We start from the raw sequence: 18363 nt of genomic DNA, 5'->3' as shown, positions 1-18363 counted from the left end.
ATAGGAATATTTGCAAGAACATTAATGGATCATCCTGAAAAAAACGAGGAAGAAGAAAACAAAAAGAAGGATACTCCTGAAGAAAAGGAGAAAGACAAAGGTTTCGATAAGGAAATGGATGAATTTCGTGAGGAATTGGAAAAATACCGAGATTCCCACAGATTTTCCCCACCTGGATATGATCGCATTGAAAATGACATAGATTATAAAAAAATATATTATGCCGGGGATTTCACCAAAAATGACATCCCAATTGAACGGTTCTATCCCAATGCTTCAGAAATTTTCAAGAAGCGCCCTCCAGTAGTAAGAGATCCGGATAATGATCCCACAAGATGGAAAATGTTGCGCAATGAGGTGTACATTAAGGAATTTCAGGAGGATGATGAAGTCATAAAAGCGCAACTTGCCCAAATGAAAAAGGAAAAGGACAAAAAGAGCCTTGTTCCTCATGAGCTTTCTAACAAGATAGGTGAAAATTTCAAAGAAATTCAATCAGAACTTCCTATCATCAAAAAGGATATTGAGCGGTATATTGGGGAGGATTTACTTACCCAGGTGGGCATCTTGATCATACTTGTGGCAGTTTCCGTACTTTTCAAATTAGGCATCAATAAAGGATACATTAATGAAACCGTAAGGACAATTGTTGGTATTCTCCTTGGCGGAGGTTTTCTTACATTAGCCCACTTTATGGTAAGTCGGGCAAATAAATTTACTTCTATCCTGGTTACGTTGGGAGCTGCCGTTTTCTACTATACCATAAAGCTATCCTTCACAGATTACTTTTTACTTTCCCAAACTCAGGCATTTGTTGGAGGAAGTATAGTCACTTTAATTATTCTCGGGTTGTCTGCCACCTATAAGAAAAGTGAATTATCCATTTTGGGAATTTTTGGAGGATTTTTAACTCCTGTTTTGGTTAGTACGGGAGATGGCAATTTTATAGTGCTTTTGAGTTACCTTTTGGTCCTGAATATCATCGTTCTGGTGATTGCCTACATCAATAATTGGCAGCTTTCATTTATAATATCCTTTGTTTTAAGCTATGCTGTTTTAATGGCCTGGTACTTTAAGGAAGATTTTACGACCACCTTTTTAAATATTGGTCTTTTTTCCTTTTCCACTCTGTTTTATATTTTATTTCTGGCTTTCATCATGGCCTTTAATACCATGGAGCACTGGAAGGGTAAAAAGACTGATACATTTCTCCATATTTTAAATACCGGAATATTTCTGGTTTTATCTGTTAAGGCACTCAATTATTTTGGGGATACGCAATATGTTCCTATTCTTTTGGCTGTACTTGGGGTACTTAACTTTTATTATTCGCTAATCCTTTACGGACGAAATGAAAATGAAAACAGCCTTTACAAGCTATTACAGTGGGGGTTTATCCTATTCATTGCGGTAGCGGTTTACCTGGCTTTCGACAAACTTTACGTAAATATCTGGTGGGCAGCTCAGGCGGTAATTTTGCTATGGATAGGAAACCAGACCAAAAGTTACATTCTTCGAGGTGCCTCTTCTCTAGTATTAGGACTTTCTTTGATTTACATGTTAAAAAACTGGACCAATACCTATTGGTCACCACAAACTCAGGAAATTGTTTTTAACTCAGGTTTTGCTTCCGGATTATCTGGTATAATAGCATTAAGTTGTTCCATTTTATTGCTAACTACTGAAGAAGACAAATTTGACATTTTTTATTTTTCAAGGGAATATTATGCTAAAATTTTGGGAACGGTTTTAATGACAATAGGTCTGCTAATTGGCTTTTTCGAATTATTATGGCATACACCAGATCTGGAGGGAGGATCAGCTTTAAGGTGGTTAATGATAGATGCCTATGTAATGGCCTACGCCTTAGTGGTGAGAGGTATTGTGCATTATCTGGATATAAGGGCTTTAATGCTAACCGCAGGAAGAATAGTTGGATTTAGCATTCTTTTCTATATTGTTTTTTGTCATTCGGGAACACTGGACCTTCGTCAGCAATTTCTTAACGGAGAATTACCCTTTTATCCTTTTGGATTCCACTATATCAATTTAATACTTTCTATAATTCTGATCTATTTATTGATTTCCGATATTGCCAAATCGGAAGGTTATGCCTCCGGGATGTATTCTTACATTTTATGGTTTTTATGTATAGTAGGTATTTTTTATTTATCCTATGAGCTTGAACATACTTTTGTACTGGTAATCGCTTCATTTTTTGACACCAAAATTGATAGTATTCTCGAGCAAATCAGACTTACTGGATTATCAGTATTATGGACTGTCGTTTCTGTATTATTGATGTATTTCGGAATAAGATATAAACTGAAAGAATTGAGGGTAATTTCTCTGGTTTTAATTGCGGTCACCATAGTAAAATTCTTTTTATTTGATTTCCGAAAACTGGAACCAATCACCCAAATCGCCTCTGCGGTTTTAATTGGATTAATCTTGCTGGGAGTGTCAAAAATGTATACCAAATTAAGGAATCTTGTAAACGTAGGGCAACTTTTCGATAAGGATCAACAAATCACGCAGGAGCAAACTGCAGAGTTGATGAAGGCTTTAAAGAAACAGCAAGAAGAAGGGGAAGGCGAATGAAATAATATAGTGAACAAGGTTGAAGAAAACACTAGGTTTTTACCTTTTTGGAAAACCAAAATTCCCTAAAAATAAAACCTGTTTGTTCTTTTGAAATTTGTGTTTTTTTTTATAAATTGAAGCATCTTAATTACTAGGCATAAGCTTATTAATTCAACACATTATTCTTCACACTTCGAATTATGATAATAATTTCTCGCCTAATTAAACTATTGTTAAAATTTAATTATTTAACTTAACCCTTTTAAACTATGAATATTACATTCGAAAAGCTTAGAGAGATTAAGCACAAATTACCTTCAGGCAGCATCCACAAAATAGCGGAAGAACTTGAGATGGACGAACAAACTGTTAGAAATTATTTTGGAGCTACGGACTATTCACACGGTAATGTTGCGGATATTCATATTCAACCAGGCCCACATGGTGGCATTGTTAATATTGAAGACACCACCATATTAGATCTCGCCATGAGTATGTTACCAGAAAAGGAAAGTGAAACGGAAATTTACAAGGGGTAACTCTTAATTTAACCCAAAAATAAAAACCCATCCAAATTAAATTCAGATGGGTTTTTATTTTGCCTTATTTTGGGCTTATTCCGTTGGTTTTGAAACTAAGCCTAATTTGTTCATTTTCATTACCAGATAATCCACACCCTTTTTCATATCAGCTTTGGTAAATCCAACTACCATTAAGCTGCCATCCTCCAGCTCAGCCAGGTCAAAGCCTCTCTGATCTTTTTCACCACCTACTGCTCTATCCCAAATAACTTCTCCTTTTTCATCAATTTTAACAATATAGACATCATATCCATCCAAACTTACTGCCTGTTCAGCCTCATCCCAAACTTCCTGAAAACCAACCGCCACGAATTTTCCATCTTTAGTTTCGATTAGACCAAAGGCTTCTTCAGCAGCATAGCTTCCTATAGCCTTATTCCATATCTCCTTGCCTTGAGCATCAGTTTTTATAATCCAGAAATCCTGACTGGCAAAGGCAAAAGAATAAGTAGATCCTGCAATCAGGTAGCCTCCATCAGAAGTCTTTACAATAGCATTTGCAGTCTCATTATCTCCACCACCATAGGTCTGATCCCATAGCTCATTTCCTTCTTTATCAAGGTGCAATAACCAGATATCCCATTTCCCTTTTCCTTTTGATTCAGTATTACCCACTATTGTATATCCATCACCAGTTTTCACCACTTTGGTTCCTTCCTCACTATTTTGGCCACCATATATTTTCTCCCAAACCTTCTCTCCATTTTCAGCAATTTTAATGGCCATGATATTTAGCGAACCGTTTACAAAGGAATTCCCAACGATTAGATAACCATCATCATGAGCCTCAACAATTGAATTCCCCTCGTCAATAGTAACATCAGTTCCATAAGTCTTATTCCAGATTTCATTTCCAGCAGCATCAAATTTAATTACCCACATATCCTTAATGCCAGGGCTTCCACTATAGGAGTCTGAAAAGCCAACTACCATAAAATTACCATCTCTTGTTTTGATCAAATCATTAGCCTCCTCTGTTTCATCATCTCCAAACTTCTTTTCCCACTCCTGGTTACCATCTCTATCCAGTTTAACCAGAGAAATATCCGTATTAGTAGAACTACTTGGAGAGGCCCTACCAGCCATTATTATGCTTCCATCGTCAAGGGCAAGCACAGTTTGCGCCTCATCATAACTTTTGTTCCCAAAAGCTTTGAAATAAGTACTTCCCGGAGCAATACTACAGGCATCAACCTGATTTTTGGCATAACTATCTTCAGGTTTAAAATTTAGGGCTTCCTTATACTTTCCTGAAGCTGCCTGCAAATCACCGCTTTTATAAAGTCTGTCTGCCGCAACAATCAATTCAGCATATTTTTCCTTTACAATTTTATTACACTCCGCTAATCTTTGAGTGGAAAATTTGTCTCCGGTTTTGTTTTTAAGCGCTTGCTCAAATGAAGCAATTGCACTAACATAATCCCCCTGGGAAAAATAATTTTCACCTTCCGCTTTGAATTTCTTATACAACTGCTTTGGTGACTGGGAAAATGCCGAAAATTGAATGGAAACGGTAAAAAAAAGTAAGAATATTATCCTCATTATTAAATGTATTTTATTGCTGGAATCAATTTTTTTAATTAATTTTTTTTCCATATTTAAAAAATCACAACTATAACGTGGTCCCCCTGTAATTATTCTTTTGCATAAACCAACTTAAATTTGAAAAACCACGAGGAATCAAAATATAGATTTCCTGAAAATTACGAATGCTATAACATTCATAATCAACAACTTATTCTTTTTCCCGAAAAGTGTATTTTTTGGGTGGAGGAAAAAGTTTTAATTCTGGCGGATTTGCACCTGGGGAAGGCTGGCCATTTTAGGAAGTCGGGAATACCTATTCCCTCCTACATTCATTTAGAGGAGTTGGAAAAACTAGCCAGGCTCATCAGAATTTTAAAACCCAAAAAACTCCTTATTTTGGGAGATCTATTTCATAGCGAAGTGAATAATGAATGGAATTATTTCGATGCATTTCTTCAGAAATTTCCCACTCTTGAAGTTAACCTTGTTTTAGGTAATCACGATACTTATGCAATCGATTTTATACCTAAAAAAGTTAGAATCTTCATGGAAAACCTGGTCATGGGGAAATTTATTTTTTCGCACATTCCCCTGAAAACAGATCAGCTAACCGCAGGATTATACAACCTTTGTGGTCACATTCATCCCTCTGCAAAACTTCAGGGGAATGGTAAACAATCGGTGAATTTACCCTGTTTCTTTTTTGGAGAAAGAATGGGAATTCTGCCTGCTTATGGATTCTTTACAGGAAGACATTCCATCAGACCTACTTATAAAGATGATGTTTTTGTGATTGCTGGAGGAAAAGTATTAAAAGCCTGAAATATTACAGGCTTTCCGGATGTTTATCTGATTCTTAGCAGAGCTTTACATAGCTTCCCAAAAACCGAATATTTTCCTCGTGTGCATTGAAAATCTTTTGCACATTTTCGTCCTTAAAGTGCCCATCAAAATCAATCAGAAACCAATATTTGAAAGTTTCCCCATCCCTGGCAGGACGACTTTCCAGTTTTGTCAAATTGATTCCTGCCAATTGAAATTCCTTAAGGAAATTAGCCAGCGCACCAGGATTATCAGATGTTTTTAGCAAAATGGAAGTTTTGTCATTTACGCCCTTTTGGTTCACAATATTTTTACTGATAATTAAAAATCTGGTCCGGTTACTTTTGCTATCTTCAATATTTTCGAACAACACAGGCAGATCGTACAACTTTGTAGCAATATGGGAACAAATGGCTGCAGAATTTTCATTTTCAAGGGCAAGCTTTGCAGCCTTTGAGGTAGAAGCTACTTCCACCAATGTAACATCTTTAGGAAGATATTCTTCAATAAAATTTCGGCATTGCCTAAAGGCTATATCTTTAGAATAAACCTTTTTAATTTTAGAAAGGCTATCTTCTTTGGAACCAAAAGAAAAATGGATAAAAAGTGGAATTTCAGCTACAATTTTCACATCCCTGATTCCCAATAAATCAATGGTTTCGTGCACAGAGCCTTCCTGATTGTTTTCAATTGGAACTACCCCAAACCTTGCCCTCTCTGTTTCTACACTATCAAATACAGACTTAATTGTATTCAATGGAATATAATCGCTCATTGCACCAAACCGGCTTTCAGCAGCCTGATGAGTGAAGCTCCCTTCAGGTCCCAAAAAGGCAATTCTTTCAGGTAATTCCAGGTTTCTACTTACGGCAAAAATCTCCAGGAATATTGCTTCGATTGCAGCGTTTGTCAAAAGTCCATTATTTTGGCCGTCCAATCGATCAATAATAGATTTTTCCCTCTCTGGTCGATAAATAATGGAATTTGTAGATCTTTTCAGCTCCCCAACCTGCTTTACCACCTCCATTCTTTGATTTAACAAATCAAGAATCTGATTATCTAAATTATCAATCTTATTCCGAAGATCTTCTAGTTTCATCCAATTTAATATTTGAAATTCCTTAAGTAAAATTCAAAGGTAGGCTGTAATTTTTAAACCAACAAAGGCAATGTTGAAATCATCTTAATGATTAATGATGTTTATTACTAAATTTCAAATTGGAGGAAACCCTGATTTGGAAAGTAATATTTTTTAAAAAGGGATGATAAAAAATAAAAGAACCTCTTCCTAAAAGAAAAAAGGTTCTCTCCTGGGTTACCCCATTTGTACTATCAATCGTAATCTTTTCACAAGGGCAAATGGTCATTTAAATTGAGGTTGCAATTAACCATTATAAATTAAAAATATCAATACCACATACAGGGGTAGATTTACCTGAAAATCAAGGTTTAATCTTCAATAGATTGTAATTTTTCTTTATTTTCAGGTACTGAGTCAACAGACACTTCCCTGGAGGAATTAAACACTGTCTTTTGTAAAATATAAGCAATCAGGATTACAGGTATACAGCCAATCAGATTATACCATAAATAGGAAATCTCTATTTCAGGATGAAAATAACAGATTAAAACGGCCAGTTCAGCCACTAAAGCAGCGGTCATGGTAGCTTTGGCCTGCACACTTTTCAGAAAAAATGCAACTAAAAATATTCCTAGAATTGTTCCGTAAACCAGAGACCCTATTACATTTATTGCTTCTACCAGTGTCCCCAGGCGGTTAGCAAATAGGGCAAATAAAATGGCATATACTCCCCAAATTACTGTAAACCATTTAGACATCAACAAATATTGCTTGTCATTTTCTTTATCGGCTACAGGCTTTTTGTATATATCAATTACTGTAGTAGAAGCCAGTGCACTCAACACTGCAGAGGTGGAGGACATAGAGGCGGAAATTACCACTGAAATAAGTAAACCAATAAATCCAATTGGTAAAAACTCTAAAATGAAATAAAGAAAGACATAATTACTTTCATTAATGTCCGATTCCGGGTTTGCTTTTTTAACCAGATCATTGGCCAAGTTCCTGGTTTGGGTAATTTCCTTATCCGCAAGATTCAATTTATCCTGAATAAGCACTACCTGGTTTTGATCCCCTGCATCCAAAGCATCCACTAAGTTTAGGGCCTCTTTTCTTCGGTTTTCATTCTGAGTATTGAATTGAGACTCCAGGACTTCCAATTCCTGAGCAAATCCATTTTCAATTACCGTTTGTTGATTACCAGCATTAAAAAATAAAGGTGGGGAATGAAATATATAAAAGATGTAAATCAACACCCCGATAAATAATATTATAAATTGCATGGGAATTTTAGCCATTCCATTAAATAGCAGGCCCAATCTGCTTTGCCCAACAGACCTGGCCATCAGATAGCGTTGAACCTGAGACTGATCTGTACCGAAATAAGAAAGCATTAAAAAGAGCCCCCCGATTGTTCCCGACCAGATATTATAATTTTCATTCCAGTCAAAATTAAAATTCAACACATTTAATTTTCCCATTTTCCCTGCTACGTGAAGGGCACTGTCCAAAGGCATTTCAAAAGTAACCTTGTCATAGGCTACATATCCCGTAATCAGTATCCCAACCCAAATGATTCCCAATTGGATACGCTGGGTCCTGTTGACAGCCTTTGCTCCACCAATAACTGTATAAATAATCACTACTATACCTATACCAATTGTGGTAAAATAGATATTCCAACCTAATATGGAAGACAGAATTAAAGACGGGGCAAAAATAGTTAACCCTGCTGCAACTCCTCTTTGGGTGAGAAATAAGAAAGCGGCAAGAGTTCTGATACTGGCATTAAATCTTTTCTCTAAAAATTCATATGCAGTATAAACTCCCAGTTTATGATAGATGGGCACAATGGTAAGGCACAGAATAACCACAGCAATTGGAAGTCCCAGGTACAATTGGATAAATTGCATGCCTTCGGTATAGGCCAGACCAGGAGCCGAAAGAAAGGTGATTGCGCTTGCCTGAGTAGCCATAATTGAAATACCAACGGTAAACCATTTAGTATTTCTGTTATTAAGCAAATAACTTTTTAAGTTTTCATTTCCTTTATTCTTCCAAACACCATAGATAATAATGACTAACTGGGATAAAACCAAAACCGCCCAATCGATATATCCCATAGAAAAAACTGTTGTTTTATAATAAGGTTGAAATTTTTAATGGTAGTGGTAGAATTTTTTTTCTACTGGTAGTAATTGAGCCTACCAATATCATCAATATTGGGAAATAATTACAAGTATTTTTATGTAAAAGGTAATTTAATTTTACTTAAAACTTCTTAATTGGGAATTTTCCTTGATAAATAAAGAAAGGGAGTCAGACTCCCTCACTTCAATCAACTTATTAGACATTAATTATCCAGAGGCTTTATACCTTCCATATCACTAAATATGGCTTTAATTCCCCATCCTCCAAAATTTTCCGAAACAGCAATGATTATTTCATTTTCCCCTTTCTTTAGTGGGAGATAAACTGTATTAAAATACCCAATGGTCCCTAAATATCTATAATCACGTGATTTGAATTCATTTTGACCAGAAAATAAAATCTTTCCATTACAAAACACTTTAATTCTATCACTGAAACCCAGTTTTAAAGCCTTCAGTTGATCGGTGGATGAAGTAATATTTTGCTTTACTAAAACCGTATTTGCCCCTTCTCCCAATTGGGAAATTTTAGCCAGATTGGCCAGTCCGGAATTCTCACAATTGAGCACCTTCCATTCCATATTACTATAAAATCCCTGGGTAATCTCAGTGACATTATCCAAAAGTTTTTCATCAAATTCATTCGAAACGGACCACTCCATAATAGTCCCAGGTTGTGGGGAAGAATCAGATTTAAAATCCCCTTTTAGTTTAGGCGAATCTTCTGACGATACTTTTAAATTAGCAAATATGGCAGGAGCTTTAAGCCCGATCCAACCGGCCAGCTGGTCCCTTTTTAATTCATGAATCAAAAGAAAAGGTTCATCCATATTGTCCAGATAAACTTCCCCTTTTACTCCGTTTATTACGATTTTTACATGCATCCATTCATCGAAATTGAAGGCTATTTGGCCACTATACCCCTCACCATGGTACAATTGCCAACCGGCCAAGCCATTAAATACAGGTGTATATTGAGTAGCATCGGGGTTTCCCGATTGATGAGGCCTGATATAAAATTCTTCATAATTATTATCATCCTGTCCTCTAAAACCAATTCCTGGGAATGACCTTTTTTGGGGTACAGCTATATCGAATTCAATAATTCCATTTTCAAAGGAGGTGTTTTTTAATCGGGCAAAACCCTTCGTTAAATTCAAACTGGTTTTTCCTTTGTAATTTTCTATTGCATAATCCCCGGAAAATTCCCAGTTTGCATCATTGAAAGAATAATCCTGCGCAAAAACGGTTGAAACAGACAGGAAAAAAATGGCAAGCGTTAATATTTTTTTTGACACCATGATCTTAGATTTTTTAAAGTTTAAAAAGTTTATCTTTTGAAGAAGCAAGTACCTGAATAATTACTTAAGGTATTTTTATTTTGAATAATTATGAATTGTAAAATTGAGGGAAAATCATTTTCTATCCCTATCCGAATCACGTTCATTTTGCGTTCAAATAGCATTCAAATAGCCAATTGGAGTTGGTAATCCTTAAAACCAACTGAATTCAATACCTGGAGCACAATACAACAGAAAGATTTTACTATGGATCATCATCAATCAGAAGATTTACAAATTCTTAAAATTTGTCTTAAAAAAATTGAGGGAAAACTGGGATGGATTCCAAGCGAACACTGGAAACAAAGAGATTTTGAATATTTGAGTTTATTGATATTTCAGGAAACCCACACCACCCTCAGCCTTTCTACTTTGAAGAGATTATGGAATCAGCAATACAAAAGTGTGCCTCAGGTTAATACCCTCAATGCCCTGGCCATTTTTGCAGGGTTCGAAGATTGGATGGTGTTCAAAGATTATGTTAAAGGCCAGGATATTCAAAGCTTTACTACTTTTAAAAACTCAAACCCGAATAAAATTCCCAGTAAGAAAGACAGAAGAAACGCATTTAAAGCAGTTTTTTTAATTACTATTCCAATTATAATTATCGGAAGTTATCTTTTGAGCTATTTCCCCAATACAGGGAAAAACCCTCTTGAAAAAGATTTTTCAAACCTGGATAAAGTGGTTTTCGAAAGTAAAAGTATGAGTACTGAAGTTCCCAATTCAGTAGTCTTTAAATATAATATTTCAGAAACCGATTTCAAAACTGCCAAAATCCAGCAATCCTGGGATAAAAGACTTACCCAAACCCTATTGGCCAAAAATGAATTCCATACCTGTATATATTATTATCCGGGTTATTTCAATGCCAAGTTAATACTGGATGATTCAGTCATTAAAACACATGATGTGTATGTCACCACCGATGGTTGGCAAACATTAATTGAAAAAGAACCTTTTGAAACCATTCCCACCTATATTCCTAAAAATAAGGTGAGACAAAATCAATATTTGTATGTAAATCCAGAAACTTTAGCCAGTCACAAGATTGAAACAGATAAAGATTACCGGGTCAATTATTATTATGTGAAAGAATTGGAGAAAATATCCAGCGATCAATTTGAATTTGAAACTGAAATAAAAAATTCTTTACAAGAAGGAGCAAAAACCTGCCAGTCAACTGTAATCGGGATCATGTGTAAAAATGGGCGAATTAATATTCCAATTTCGGCCAAGGGCTGTATCAGTAATAACAATCTCAGATTTAGTGAATACTTTAAACATGGAAAAGATCACGATTTATCGGCTTACAGTAGTAATTTAAATGAATGGCAAAAATTAAAACTAGTAGTGAATAACTTTAATGTAAGGGTTTACCTCAACGGGCAAAAAATTGATGAGTTTCAATACAAAGAATCAGCTGGAGACATTATTGGTTTCAGGTATCAATTTTTAGGCTGTGGGGCTATCAACTCAGTAAAACTGACCGAACCTGAAGGGAAAATAATATTTGAAGATACTTTTCTAAATTGATGGTCCGCTACCTTATCCTTAAGTAGATTACCTTAACTTTAAGATTTTCTAAACAATTGAAATTCACCACTGAATTATAGCAGTTCATTTCTATTTTGTTTATATTGTATGCAGCTAAAAAACAAAATAAAAATGACAGAATCCGACCTGACCTCACCAAAAATTTTCAAAAACTGGTATTTTTTAACTTTAAAAGGAGTCCTGGTATTTATCCTGGGTATCTTATTTATCTTTAATCCGGGAAATACATTATTGGCATTTGTCCAGGTAATTGGAGCCTTTTCAATTATTGCAGGAATTTTATTATTGGCAGGAGCTTTTTCCCAGAAATCGGTAAACAAAAACTGGAGTCTATGGGCTATGGAAGGATTGGCGGATATCATTTTAGGTGTTGTGCTTTTTAGTTTTCCTATAGCCACAGTCTTGCTTTTCACCTATTTATTATCCTTCTGGTTCATTTTTATTGGTATTCTGCAGGTAGTTACTTCTTTTTTGCTTAAAAAGGAATTCTCCTTTTGGTGGTTACTTCTGGTTGGTGGAGTTTTCACATGCCTGTTTGGAGGATTGATCATGAGTAACCCTTTTGAAGGAATTTCGTTCCTGACCGTAGTAACCGGACTTTTTGCCTGTGCCTTTGGGTTATTGATTTTTGCACTTTCTCTTCTCATTAAAAATATTAGGAGATCGGATGTGATTAAAGAAGAAAATAAAATCTATAATTAATCTTACTTATAAATTTAAAACTATCATTAGGTACGAATTAAGTACTATCATTTAAAAATCATAAAAATGGAGAATAAAAAACTGAAATCTCTCCTGGAGAAATTAAAAGGTGACCTGGATAATCTGGAGGTCCAATTAAACCTTGGCGTAATGGATGCCAAACAAACATTTAAGAAAAAAAGGAAAGAATTTAGCAAAACGGTAAAAGAACTGGAAACCCTTGGAAAAGAGGCCGCAGAGGAAGGCTCTGAAAAAGTAAAGAAAATGGAGGAAGAAGCGAATAGTCTGTTGGAACTTCTGGAAGCCGATTTTGATTTCTCTTACTCAGAATTTAACGAAACACCCAAAAAACTTGATGCCTTTAAAGAAAAACTGGAAGGCATTTTTGAGGAAATGGGTGAAGGTACTGAAAAAGCAAAAAGTAAATTTGAGAAAGAATATAAGGATGCCATGCAGAGGTTTGAATTGGAAATGGCCATTCAAAAACGCAGATTGGAAGATAATGGTGAAAAGTTTGAATCCTGGAAAGAGGATATTTTAAAAGAAACTCAAGAATTAAAAGGAAAGTTAAATAACAATATCCATGTAGCAGAAGATAAACTTGATTTATTTGGAAAGGAAATGAAACTTGCCGTAGAACACTTCAAAAAGGCATTTAAAAACCTTAGTTAATTTAAGAGAAAAAAGGAAACGGGATTCCCTTCAATAGAAAAGAATCCCGTTTTTTATTGCCCTTCTTCTTCCCTCTCCTTTTGAATTTTATGCATCGCTGCAAACAAAAAGGTAAATGGGGCAAAAATAAAAATAGCCATTTCCATTACCGGGTCCTGTCTGGTGATAGAGCCATAAATAAAAAGCCCTACCGCCCCTACCAGGCTTATTCCAAGGAAATATAATAGAAATTTGATTAAGATTTTCAATGGGCTAACCTGGTTATTACTTAAGTTCGAACATTGCCTCAATTTCCACGGGGATATTATCTGGCAGGGAACCCATGCCTACGGCACTTCTCACTCCAATTCCATTTTCTTTTCCAAAAACTTCGGCAAACAATTCACTACATCCATTGATGATATAAGGATGCTTTTCAAAATCGGAGGTACAGTTCACCATGCCCAGCACTTTAATAACTCTTTTAATCTTATCCAAAGAGCCAAGGTTTTCCTTTAGAGTAGCCAAAATAGCCAAACCAACCTGCCTGGCTGCCAGTTTTCCAGCCTCCATATCCATATCTTCCCCAATTCTACCCATGATTAAACTCCCATCCGATTGTACAGTTCCATGCCCCGAAACATAAGCGTGTTTCCCATCAATAAGAAATGGTCTGTAAACCCCAAGTGGTTTTGGAGCAGGAGGAAGCTCAAGATTTAATTCAGTTAATATTTCTTCTGGTGATTTCATTAAATTTTATGCTAAAAGTTTTGAATTTATTTATTTTTCTTATCACTATGACCAAGGCTTTTTTCCGGAGCTATTTTGTCCCTCACCAATTGTTTCAACTCTTTAATTTCGGGAAACCTCTTTTTTTCTTTAAAGGAGAACAAACAATTGCCATCAACCCAGATTTCGAAAATTCCTCCCTTTCCCGGTTTTAATGCCACTTCTCCAACTTCCTCCACAAAAGTGGTTAGAATTTCCTGGGCCATCCAGGTAGCTCTCAACATCCATCGACACTGAGTACAATAAATAATTTTTATAACAGGTTTCGAGTCAGCTTCCATGCTATGATTTATCCGGATTTGATTAATAGAAATGAAAGGATTTAAATTCGGGAAAAATTATCAAAAAACAAATTGGAAGCATTTATGGGGCTACAGTCTGCATGAGTGTGGCGCAAACAATGGCACCATAAGTTCCCAAGGCATATCCCATTACTGCCATTAAAATACCTACAGGAGCAAGGGCCGGACTAAAAGCGGCTGCCACTACAGGGGCCGAAGCCGCTCCACCTACGTTGGCCTGACTTCCCACTGCCACAAAAAAGAAGGGCGCTTTCACCAGTTTTGCTGTAATTAACAAAACACTTACATGAATCAACATCCAGATAATGCCAATAGCAAATAATCCAAGATTATCAAATATTTCAAAGATGTTCATTTTCATTCCAATGGAAGCCACCAATACATAAATAAACACACTTCCAATTCTGGAAGCTCCCACTCCTTCCAGTTTTTTAACCGGAGTAAAAGAGAAAAACAGCCCAATAGTAGTGGCTAATACCACCAGCCAGAAAAACCCGGAAGCCAGTGATGTTAATTTTAATTCCCTTAAAGTATCTTCATATTGTTCCATAAAAGGAGTAATCAGGTCTGATCCCCAGTGTGCTAGGGCTGTAGCTCCAAATCCGGCAGCCAGAACCAGCATTGTATCTTTCAAAGTAGGCATTTTGGAAATGCTGGCCCTGTAATTTTCTACCTTATTTTTTAAATCATCAATGGCAGAAGAATCTGCCTTAAGCCAATTGTCAATTTTCCCTGAAATTGTAGCTCCATAGAGCAAAAACCCCAGCCAAATATTTCCTACGATAATATCAACCAACAACATAGAGGCAAATAAATCTTCACTTGCACCATAAATTTCCTTCATGGCTGCCTGATTGGCTCCTCCTCCAATCCAGCTTCCTGCCACTGTAGCTAAACCTCTCCAAACGGCATCAGATCCTTCCCCACCCACTAAATCCGGAGCAAAGGTAGAAACTATAATTATAGCTATTGGGCCGCCAACCACAATTCCACCTGTGGCAGCAAAAAACATAATCAGTGATTTGGGGCCAAGATTTATTATTCCTTTAAGATCAATACTGATACAAAGCAGGACTAAACAGGCAGGCAATAAATATCTGGTGGACACAAAATACAGGTTGGAAGCTTCACCTGAAATAATGCCAAATGAATTGAAAATAGCTGGAAAAAAGTAACAGGCCAGAACTGGTGGGAAATACCTGTAAAAAATTTGCCATCCTCTTTTTTCGCTGGTAGAGGTTATGAATACAAAGGCCAGAATAATCATCAGGATTCCCAGCACAATTGCATCATTAGTAAAGAATGCTTTTTCTTCCATTGGAGAAATGTAGTGTTTAGTTTAATAAAATGTGTTGCAGTGCCAAAGAAAGTGAAATTTACGCATTTTAACCGCATCTCCAATGGCAAATTTTAAAGTTGAAGAAACAAATAAGTGGTTCAGAACTGCCTTTCCCCTGGTTAATTCTACAAAATTGCATTATTCCACTTTTGATGACAATTTATGACAACTCTTTACTTAAACATGACAATTAACTTTACCTTCCACTCTACATTTGTATCATAGGATAAAGCAAAGGTGAAGGTCTTTTAAGACCAGTTATGAAAACATTGCCTTAGTAGTTGTAGACTGATCACCTTGCTTTTTCTTGCGACAACAATCAAAGAAAACATTGGCAACCACTACCATTATTTCACTAACTGGTTAAAAATTATAAACCAAAAATCTACTGCCGTGAAATCCATACTTACTTTAGTCGCAACTGTACTATTATTGTGTTCAAATACAACCTCTACAGACGATGAATACGAAATTTTAAAAATTATTGACTTACAAAGAAAACCCGTAATTGAAGGAGTACTGAATGGGAAAAAGGCCTACTTTCTCTTAGACACAGGCTCAGATATGACCATTCTGAATTTAAAAGATGCCAAAAAGTATAAATTTAACACCAAAGTGGAGAAACGACAAGTGCTGAGAGTATCCGGATTTGGTGGCACCTCTACTGATATTTTATTAGCTAAAGATGTTGATTTCCAGCTTGGTTCTCAGAGAATTTTTGCCAGATTTATGAGCTACGATTTATCCAATGTGATTTATTCCATGCAAAAAACTACCGGAATAAAGATTTCAGGAATCATTGGCTCAGATATAATGATTGGCTATCGATTTAAAATTGATTATGAAAGTCGTGTAGTCGCCTTGGTAAAAAGAGATAAAAAATAAAGATTAGGTAATTATACACATTCGTACTTTTAAATAGAGGTGCCTTCTTTTAGAAGCCATTTCTTTTTTTGTTTTAATGGGTTTGTAACCTTAATTTTCAGTTTTGAAAAGGATGATTACCCAATAAACACCGGGTTTATACTTAAATATTAAAGGTATAACTTAAATTGTGTAGATGATTAGGAAAGGAGCAAACACGTTTAAAATGATAATACCATTTCAGTTTGTAATGGTATTATTACTTTTCATATCAAATGCAGGAAAGGTATCAGCCCAAAATTATAAAGAACTTCTTGCCCTTGAAGGGGTATGGAAATTTTCAATTGGTGACAGTGAAAACTGGTCCAAACCAAATTATAATGATCTCAGTTGGGAGGGAATAAGCGTGCCTTCCTCCTGGGAATCTCAGGGCTATCACGGCTATGATGGTTTTGCCTGGTACCGCAAGCACTTTGATGGTCTCAACTTAAAGAGAGCTGAAAATTACCTGCTTATGATGGGCTACATTGATGATGCCGATGAAATTTATATAAATGGCCATTTAATTGGATTTTCAGGTTCTTTTCCCCCACATTCCAAAACCGCCTTCCACGCCCTAAGGGTATACAGAATCCCGGAAGAATTCATCAATTTCGAAGGAAATAATGTAATTGCTGTTCGGGTGTATGACAGGCTGCTTGATGGAGGAATTATCCGTGGAAAAATTGGAATTTATACAAACCCCAATATGGTAGAATTTTCCATAAAACTGGAAGGCATCTGGTCCTTTAAAAAAGGGGATAATCACGAATACAAAAATTATATTTATGATGACCACGACTGGGATAATGTAATGGTGCCTCTGCTTTGGGAATTCCAGATAGGGAGGCATTACGATGGGTATGGCTGGTATAGAAAAAAATTCTATCTGCCTAAAGGGCTAAAAGATAAGGAACTGATTCTGGTTTTAGGAAAAATTGATGATTTTGACCAGACTTACGTAAACGGAAATTTCATAGGGTCTACAAACGATTTTCGGAGTTTTGGAAAAAGTACTTCATATTCAAAATTGAGGGCTTATGCCATAAAAACCGAATTTCTCAAAGAAGAAGAGTGGAATGTGATTGCAGTAAGGGTAAAAGATATTGGACATAATGGAGGAATTTATGAAGGCCCGGTTGGTATTTTCACTCGAGAAGATTACAATAAGTTTTGGCGAAATAATTATTGATTTTTTAATACGGTGAATTCCTCGGGATGAATAAATCCTTTCTCGAATTTTCAGCACCATACCGAAAATTTCACCCAAACTCCCCTCTCCTGATTTTTCTCAGATATTATTATTTTTAAGAAAATGTAACCAATTTAGTATTTGGGTATTATGGTTAAAGTAAACAAAATATGAAAGATAATTTATGGATTAAAATGACCCATTCCCCACCTTTAACTTTTGGAAAAAGCATCGGCTATCGGGAAATATCCGAAGACGAACTTACGCAGGAAGCTTTACTGGTGGAGGCGGCTAAAAAGGACACCAAAAAGTTCAGGGTTTTATATCAAAGATATTTTAAGCAAATCTTTCAGTTCATTTTCAACAGAGTGGGTGAATACGAACTTACCTCCGATTTAAGTTCACAGGTTTTTCTTAAGGCCCTGACCAATTTATCGAAATACAGACATCAAAAACTACCTTTTTCTGCCTGGCTGTTCAGGATTGCCATTAATGAAGTAAACCAGTTTTACAGGAAAAATAAAAAACAAAGAAAAGTGGTATTGGATGAAACTTTGATCCAGCAATTAAAAGTAGCCAAACCAGATGAAAACCTCGAATATTTTAAAGAAAAGCTTTCTAATATTTTACAAAAACTATCACCAAAAGAAATCCAGATTATTGAATTGAGGTATTTTACCGATGCCTCTTTTAAGGACATCAGCCAAATCCTTAATATTTCAGAATCTGCAGCTAAGGTAAGAGTGCACAGATTGATTAAAAAAATTAAAGATTTATGGGATTGATTTTTATCTCTTTTTAAAAATAATTTAAGCACTGAATGTGCCTGAACACCATGCTCAGG

General features: G+C 35.8%; 17 protein-coding genes. 9 read left to right on the top strand and 8 right to left on the bottom strand.

From position 1 onward, the window contains the following. The first annotated feature begins 24 nt into the window (after positions 1 to 24). Positions 25 to 2601, top strand: coding sequence for a DUF2339 domain-containing protein (locus A3EM_RS0106500; protein ID WP_020527372.1), 2577 nt, complete (start codon positions 25 to 27; stop codon positions 2599 to 2601). 251 nt (positions 2602 to 2852) lie between these two features. Next, a complete protein-coding gene (locus tag A3EM_RS0106495) occupies positions 2853 to 3122 on the top strand; it encodes a hypothetical protein (RefSeq protein WP_020527371.1) in 270 nt (89 codons plus the stop codon). A 75-nt stretch (positions 3123 to 3197) separates the two neighbouring features. Here the strand turns inward: A3EM_RS0106495 and A3EM_RS0106490 are convergent, their stop codons facing one another. Next, positions 3198 to 4706 carry a hypothetical protein gene (locus A3EM_RS0106490; protein ID WP_157637758.1) on the bottom strand — a complete coding sequence of 503 codons (1509 nt, stop codon included), beginning with the start codon at positions 4704 to 4706 and terminating at the stop codon, positions 3198 to 3200. A gap of 120 nt (positions 4707 to 4826) precedes the next feature. On the opposite strand from A3EM_RS0106490, the gene pdeM reads away from it, so the two are divergent. After that, a complete protein-coding gene (gene pdeM / locus A3EM_RS0106485; protein WP_020527369.1) occupies positions 4827 to 5513 on the top strand; it encodes a ligase-associated DNA damage response endonuclease PdeM in 687 nt (228 codons plus the stop codon). 34 nt (positions 5514 to 5547) lie between these two features. Here pdeM and pheA read toward each other — a convergent pair whose 3' ends face one another. From pheA to A3EM_RS0106465, 3 genes are all read right to left on the bottom strand, one after another. Continuing rightward, entirely contained in the window at positions 5548 to 6612 is a 1065-nt protein-coding gene (pheA, locus tag A3EM_RS0106480) for a prephenate dehydratase (RefSeq protein WP_020527368.1), read from the bottom strand. A 350-nt stretch (positions 6613 to 6962) separates the two neighbouring features. Continuing rightward, positions 6963 to 8717, bottom strand: coding sequence for a sodium:solute symporter family protein (locus A3EM_RS0106470; RefSeq protein WP_020527366.1), 1755 nt, complete (start codon positions 8715 to 8717; stop codon positions 6963 to 6965). A 230-nt stretch (positions 8718 to 8947) separates the two neighbouring features. Beyond that, the gene (locus A3EM_RS0106465; protein WP_020527365.1) at positions 8948 to 10045 is read right to left on the bottom strand and encodes a hypothetical protein; all 1098 of its coding nucleotides are present in this window, start codon (positions 10043 to 10045) and stop codon (positions 8948 to 8950) included. Positions 10046 to 10291: 246 nt separating this feature from the next. Here A3EM_RS0106465 and A3EM_RS0106460 point away from each other — a divergent pair, with 246 nt between their 5' ends. The 3 genes from A3EM_RS0106460 (at position 10292) to A3EM_RS0106450 (ending at position 13015) form a co-directional block, all read left to right on the top strand. Then, on the top strand, positions 10292 to 11620 hold the full coding sequence (locus tag A3EM_RS0106460) for a hypothetical protein (RefSeq protein WP_020527364.1): 1329 nt from the start codon (positions 10292 to 10294) through the stop codon (positions 11618 to 11620). 132 nt (positions 11621 to 11752) lie between these two features. Next, positions 11753 to 12343, top strand: coding sequence for an HdeD family acid-resistance protein (locus A3EM_RS0106455; RefSeq protein WP_169513331.1), 591 nt, complete (start codon positions 11753 to 11755; stop codon positions 12341 to 12343). Positions 12344 to 12409: 66 nt separating this feature from the next. Then, a complete protein-coding gene (locus tag A3EM_RS0106450; RefSeq protein ID WP_020527362.1) occupies positions 12410 to 13015 on the top strand; it encodes a hypothetical protein in 606 nt (201 codons plus the stop codon). 53 nt (positions 13016 to 13068) lie between these two features. Here A3EM_RS0106450 and A3EM_RS0106445 read toward each other — a convergent pair whose 3' ends face one another. The 4 genes from A3EM_RS0106445 to A3EM_RS0106430 all read right to left on the bottom strand — a co-directional run bounded on the left by A3EM_RS0106445 (position 13069) and on the right by A3EM_RS0106430 (position 15403). Then, positions 13069 to 13263, bottom strand: a complete 195-nt coding sequence (locus tag A3EM_RS0106445; protein ID WP_020527361.1) for a hypothetical protein — start codon at positions 13261 to 13263, stop codon at positions 13069 to 13071. Between the two features lie 16 nt (positions 13264 to 13279). Then, entirely contained in the window at positions 13280 to 13744 is a 465-nt protein-coding gene (locus A3EM_RS0106440) for a RidA family protein (RefSeq protein WP_020527360.1), read from the bottom strand. A gap of 26 nt (positions 13745 to 13770) precedes the next feature. After that, entirely contained in the window at positions 13771 to 14064 is a 294-nt protein-coding gene (locus tag A3EM_RS0106435; RefSeq protein WP_044237499.1) for an Rdx family protein, read from the bottom strand. Positions 14065 to 14146: 82 nt separating this feature from the next. After that, on the bottom strand, positions 14147 to 15403 hold the full coding sequence (locus A3EM_RS0106430; RefSeq protein WP_020527358.1) for a DUF819 family protein: 1257 nt from the start codon (positions 15401 to 15403) through the stop codon (positions 14147 to 14149). A gap of 414 nt (positions 15404 to 15817) precedes the next feature. On the opposite strand from A3EM_RS0106430, the gene A3EM_RS0106420 reads away from it, so the two are divergent. The 3 genes from A3EM_RS0106420 (at position 15818) to A3EM_RS0106410 (ending at position 18304) form a co-directional block, all read left to right on the top strand. Next, complete coding sequence (locus tag A3EM_RS0106420; RefSeq protein WP_157637757.1) at positions 15818 to 16309, top strand: retropepsin-like aspartic protease; 492 nt, start codon at positions 15818 to 15820, stop codon at positions 16307 to 16309. A 205-nt stretch (positions 16310 to 16514) separates the two neighbouring features. Beyond that, positions 16515 to 17519, top strand: coding sequence for a beta galactosidase jelly roll domain-containing protein (locus A3EM_RS41680; protein ID WP_052323343.1), 1005 nt, complete (start codon positions 16515 to 16517; stop codon positions 17517 to 17519). 170 nt (positions 17520 to 17689) lie between these two features. Then, positions 17690 to 18304 carry an RNA polymerase sigma factor gene (locus tag A3EM_RS0106410; protein ID WP_020527354.1) on the top strand — a complete coding sequence of 205 codons (615 nt, stop codon included), beginning with the start codon at positions 17690 to 17692 and terminating at the stop codon, positions 18302 to 18304. Positions 18305 to 18363 lie beyond the last annotated feature (59 nt).

The sequence above is a fragment of the Flexithrix dorotheae DSM 6795 genome (assembly GCF_000379765.1).
Taxonomy (GTDB): domain Bacteria; phylum Bacteroidota; class Bacteroidia; order Cytophagales; family Flammeovirgaceae; genus Flexithrix; species Flexithrix dorotheae.
This window is presented reverse-complemented; position numbering and strand designations above follow the sequence as displayed.

Coding starts and splice junctions, on each gene's coding strand:
- A3EM_RS0106460 (WP_020527364.1), top strand. CDS start 10,292: ATGGATCATCATCAATCAGAAGATTTACAAATTCTTAAAATTTGTCTT.
- A3EM_RS0106455 (WP_169513331.1), top strand. CDS start 11,753: ATGACAGAATCCGACCTGACCTCACCAAAAATTTTCAAAAACTGGTAT.
- A3EM_RS0106410 (WP_020527354.1), top strand. CDS start 17,690: ATGAAAGATAATTTATGGATTAAAATGACCCATTCCCCACCTTTAACT.
- A3EM_RS0106490 (WP_157637758.1), bottom strand. CDS start 4,706: ATGAGGATAATATTCTTACTTTTTTTTACCGTTTCCATTCAATTTTCG.
- A3EM_RS0106465 (WP_020527365.1), bottom strand. CDS start 10,045: ATGGTGTCAAAAAAAATATTAACGCTTGCCATTTTTTTCCTGTCTGTT.
- pheA (WP_020527368.1), bottom strand. CDS start 6,612: ATGAAACTAGAAGATCTTCGGAATAAGATTGATAATTTAGATAATCAG.
- A3EM_RS0106440 (WP_020527360.1), bottom strand. CDS start 13,744: ATGAAATCACCAGAAGAAATATTAACTGAATTAAATCTTGAGCTTCCT.
- A3EM_RS41680 (WP_052323343.1), top strand. CDS start 16,515: ATGATAATACCATTTCAGTTTGTAATGGTATTATTACTTTTCATATCA.
- A3EM_RS0106450 (WP_020527362.1), top strand. CDS start 12,410: ATGGAGAATAAAAAACTGAAATCTCTCCTGGAGAAATTAAAAGGTGAC.
- A3EM_RS0106500 (WP_020527372.1), top strand. CDS start 25: ATGGATCATCCTGAAAAAAACGAGGAAGAAGAAAACAAAAAGAAGGAT.
- A3EM_RS0106430 (WP_020527358.1), bottom strand. CDS start 15,403: ATGGAAGAAAAAGCATTCTTTACTAATGATGCAATTGTGCTGGGAATC.
- A3EM_RS0106470 (WP_020527366.1), bottom strand. CDS start 8,717: ATGGGATATATCGATTGGGCGGTTTTGGTTTTATCCCAGTTAGTCATT.
- A3EM_RS0106495 (WP_020527371.1), top strand. CDS start 2,853: ATGAATATTACATTCGAAAAGCTTAGAGAGATTAAGCACAAATTACCT.
- A3EM_RS0106435 (WP_044237499.1), bottom strand. CDS start 14,064: ATGGAAGCTGACTCGAAACCTGTTATAAAAATTATTTATTGTACTCAG.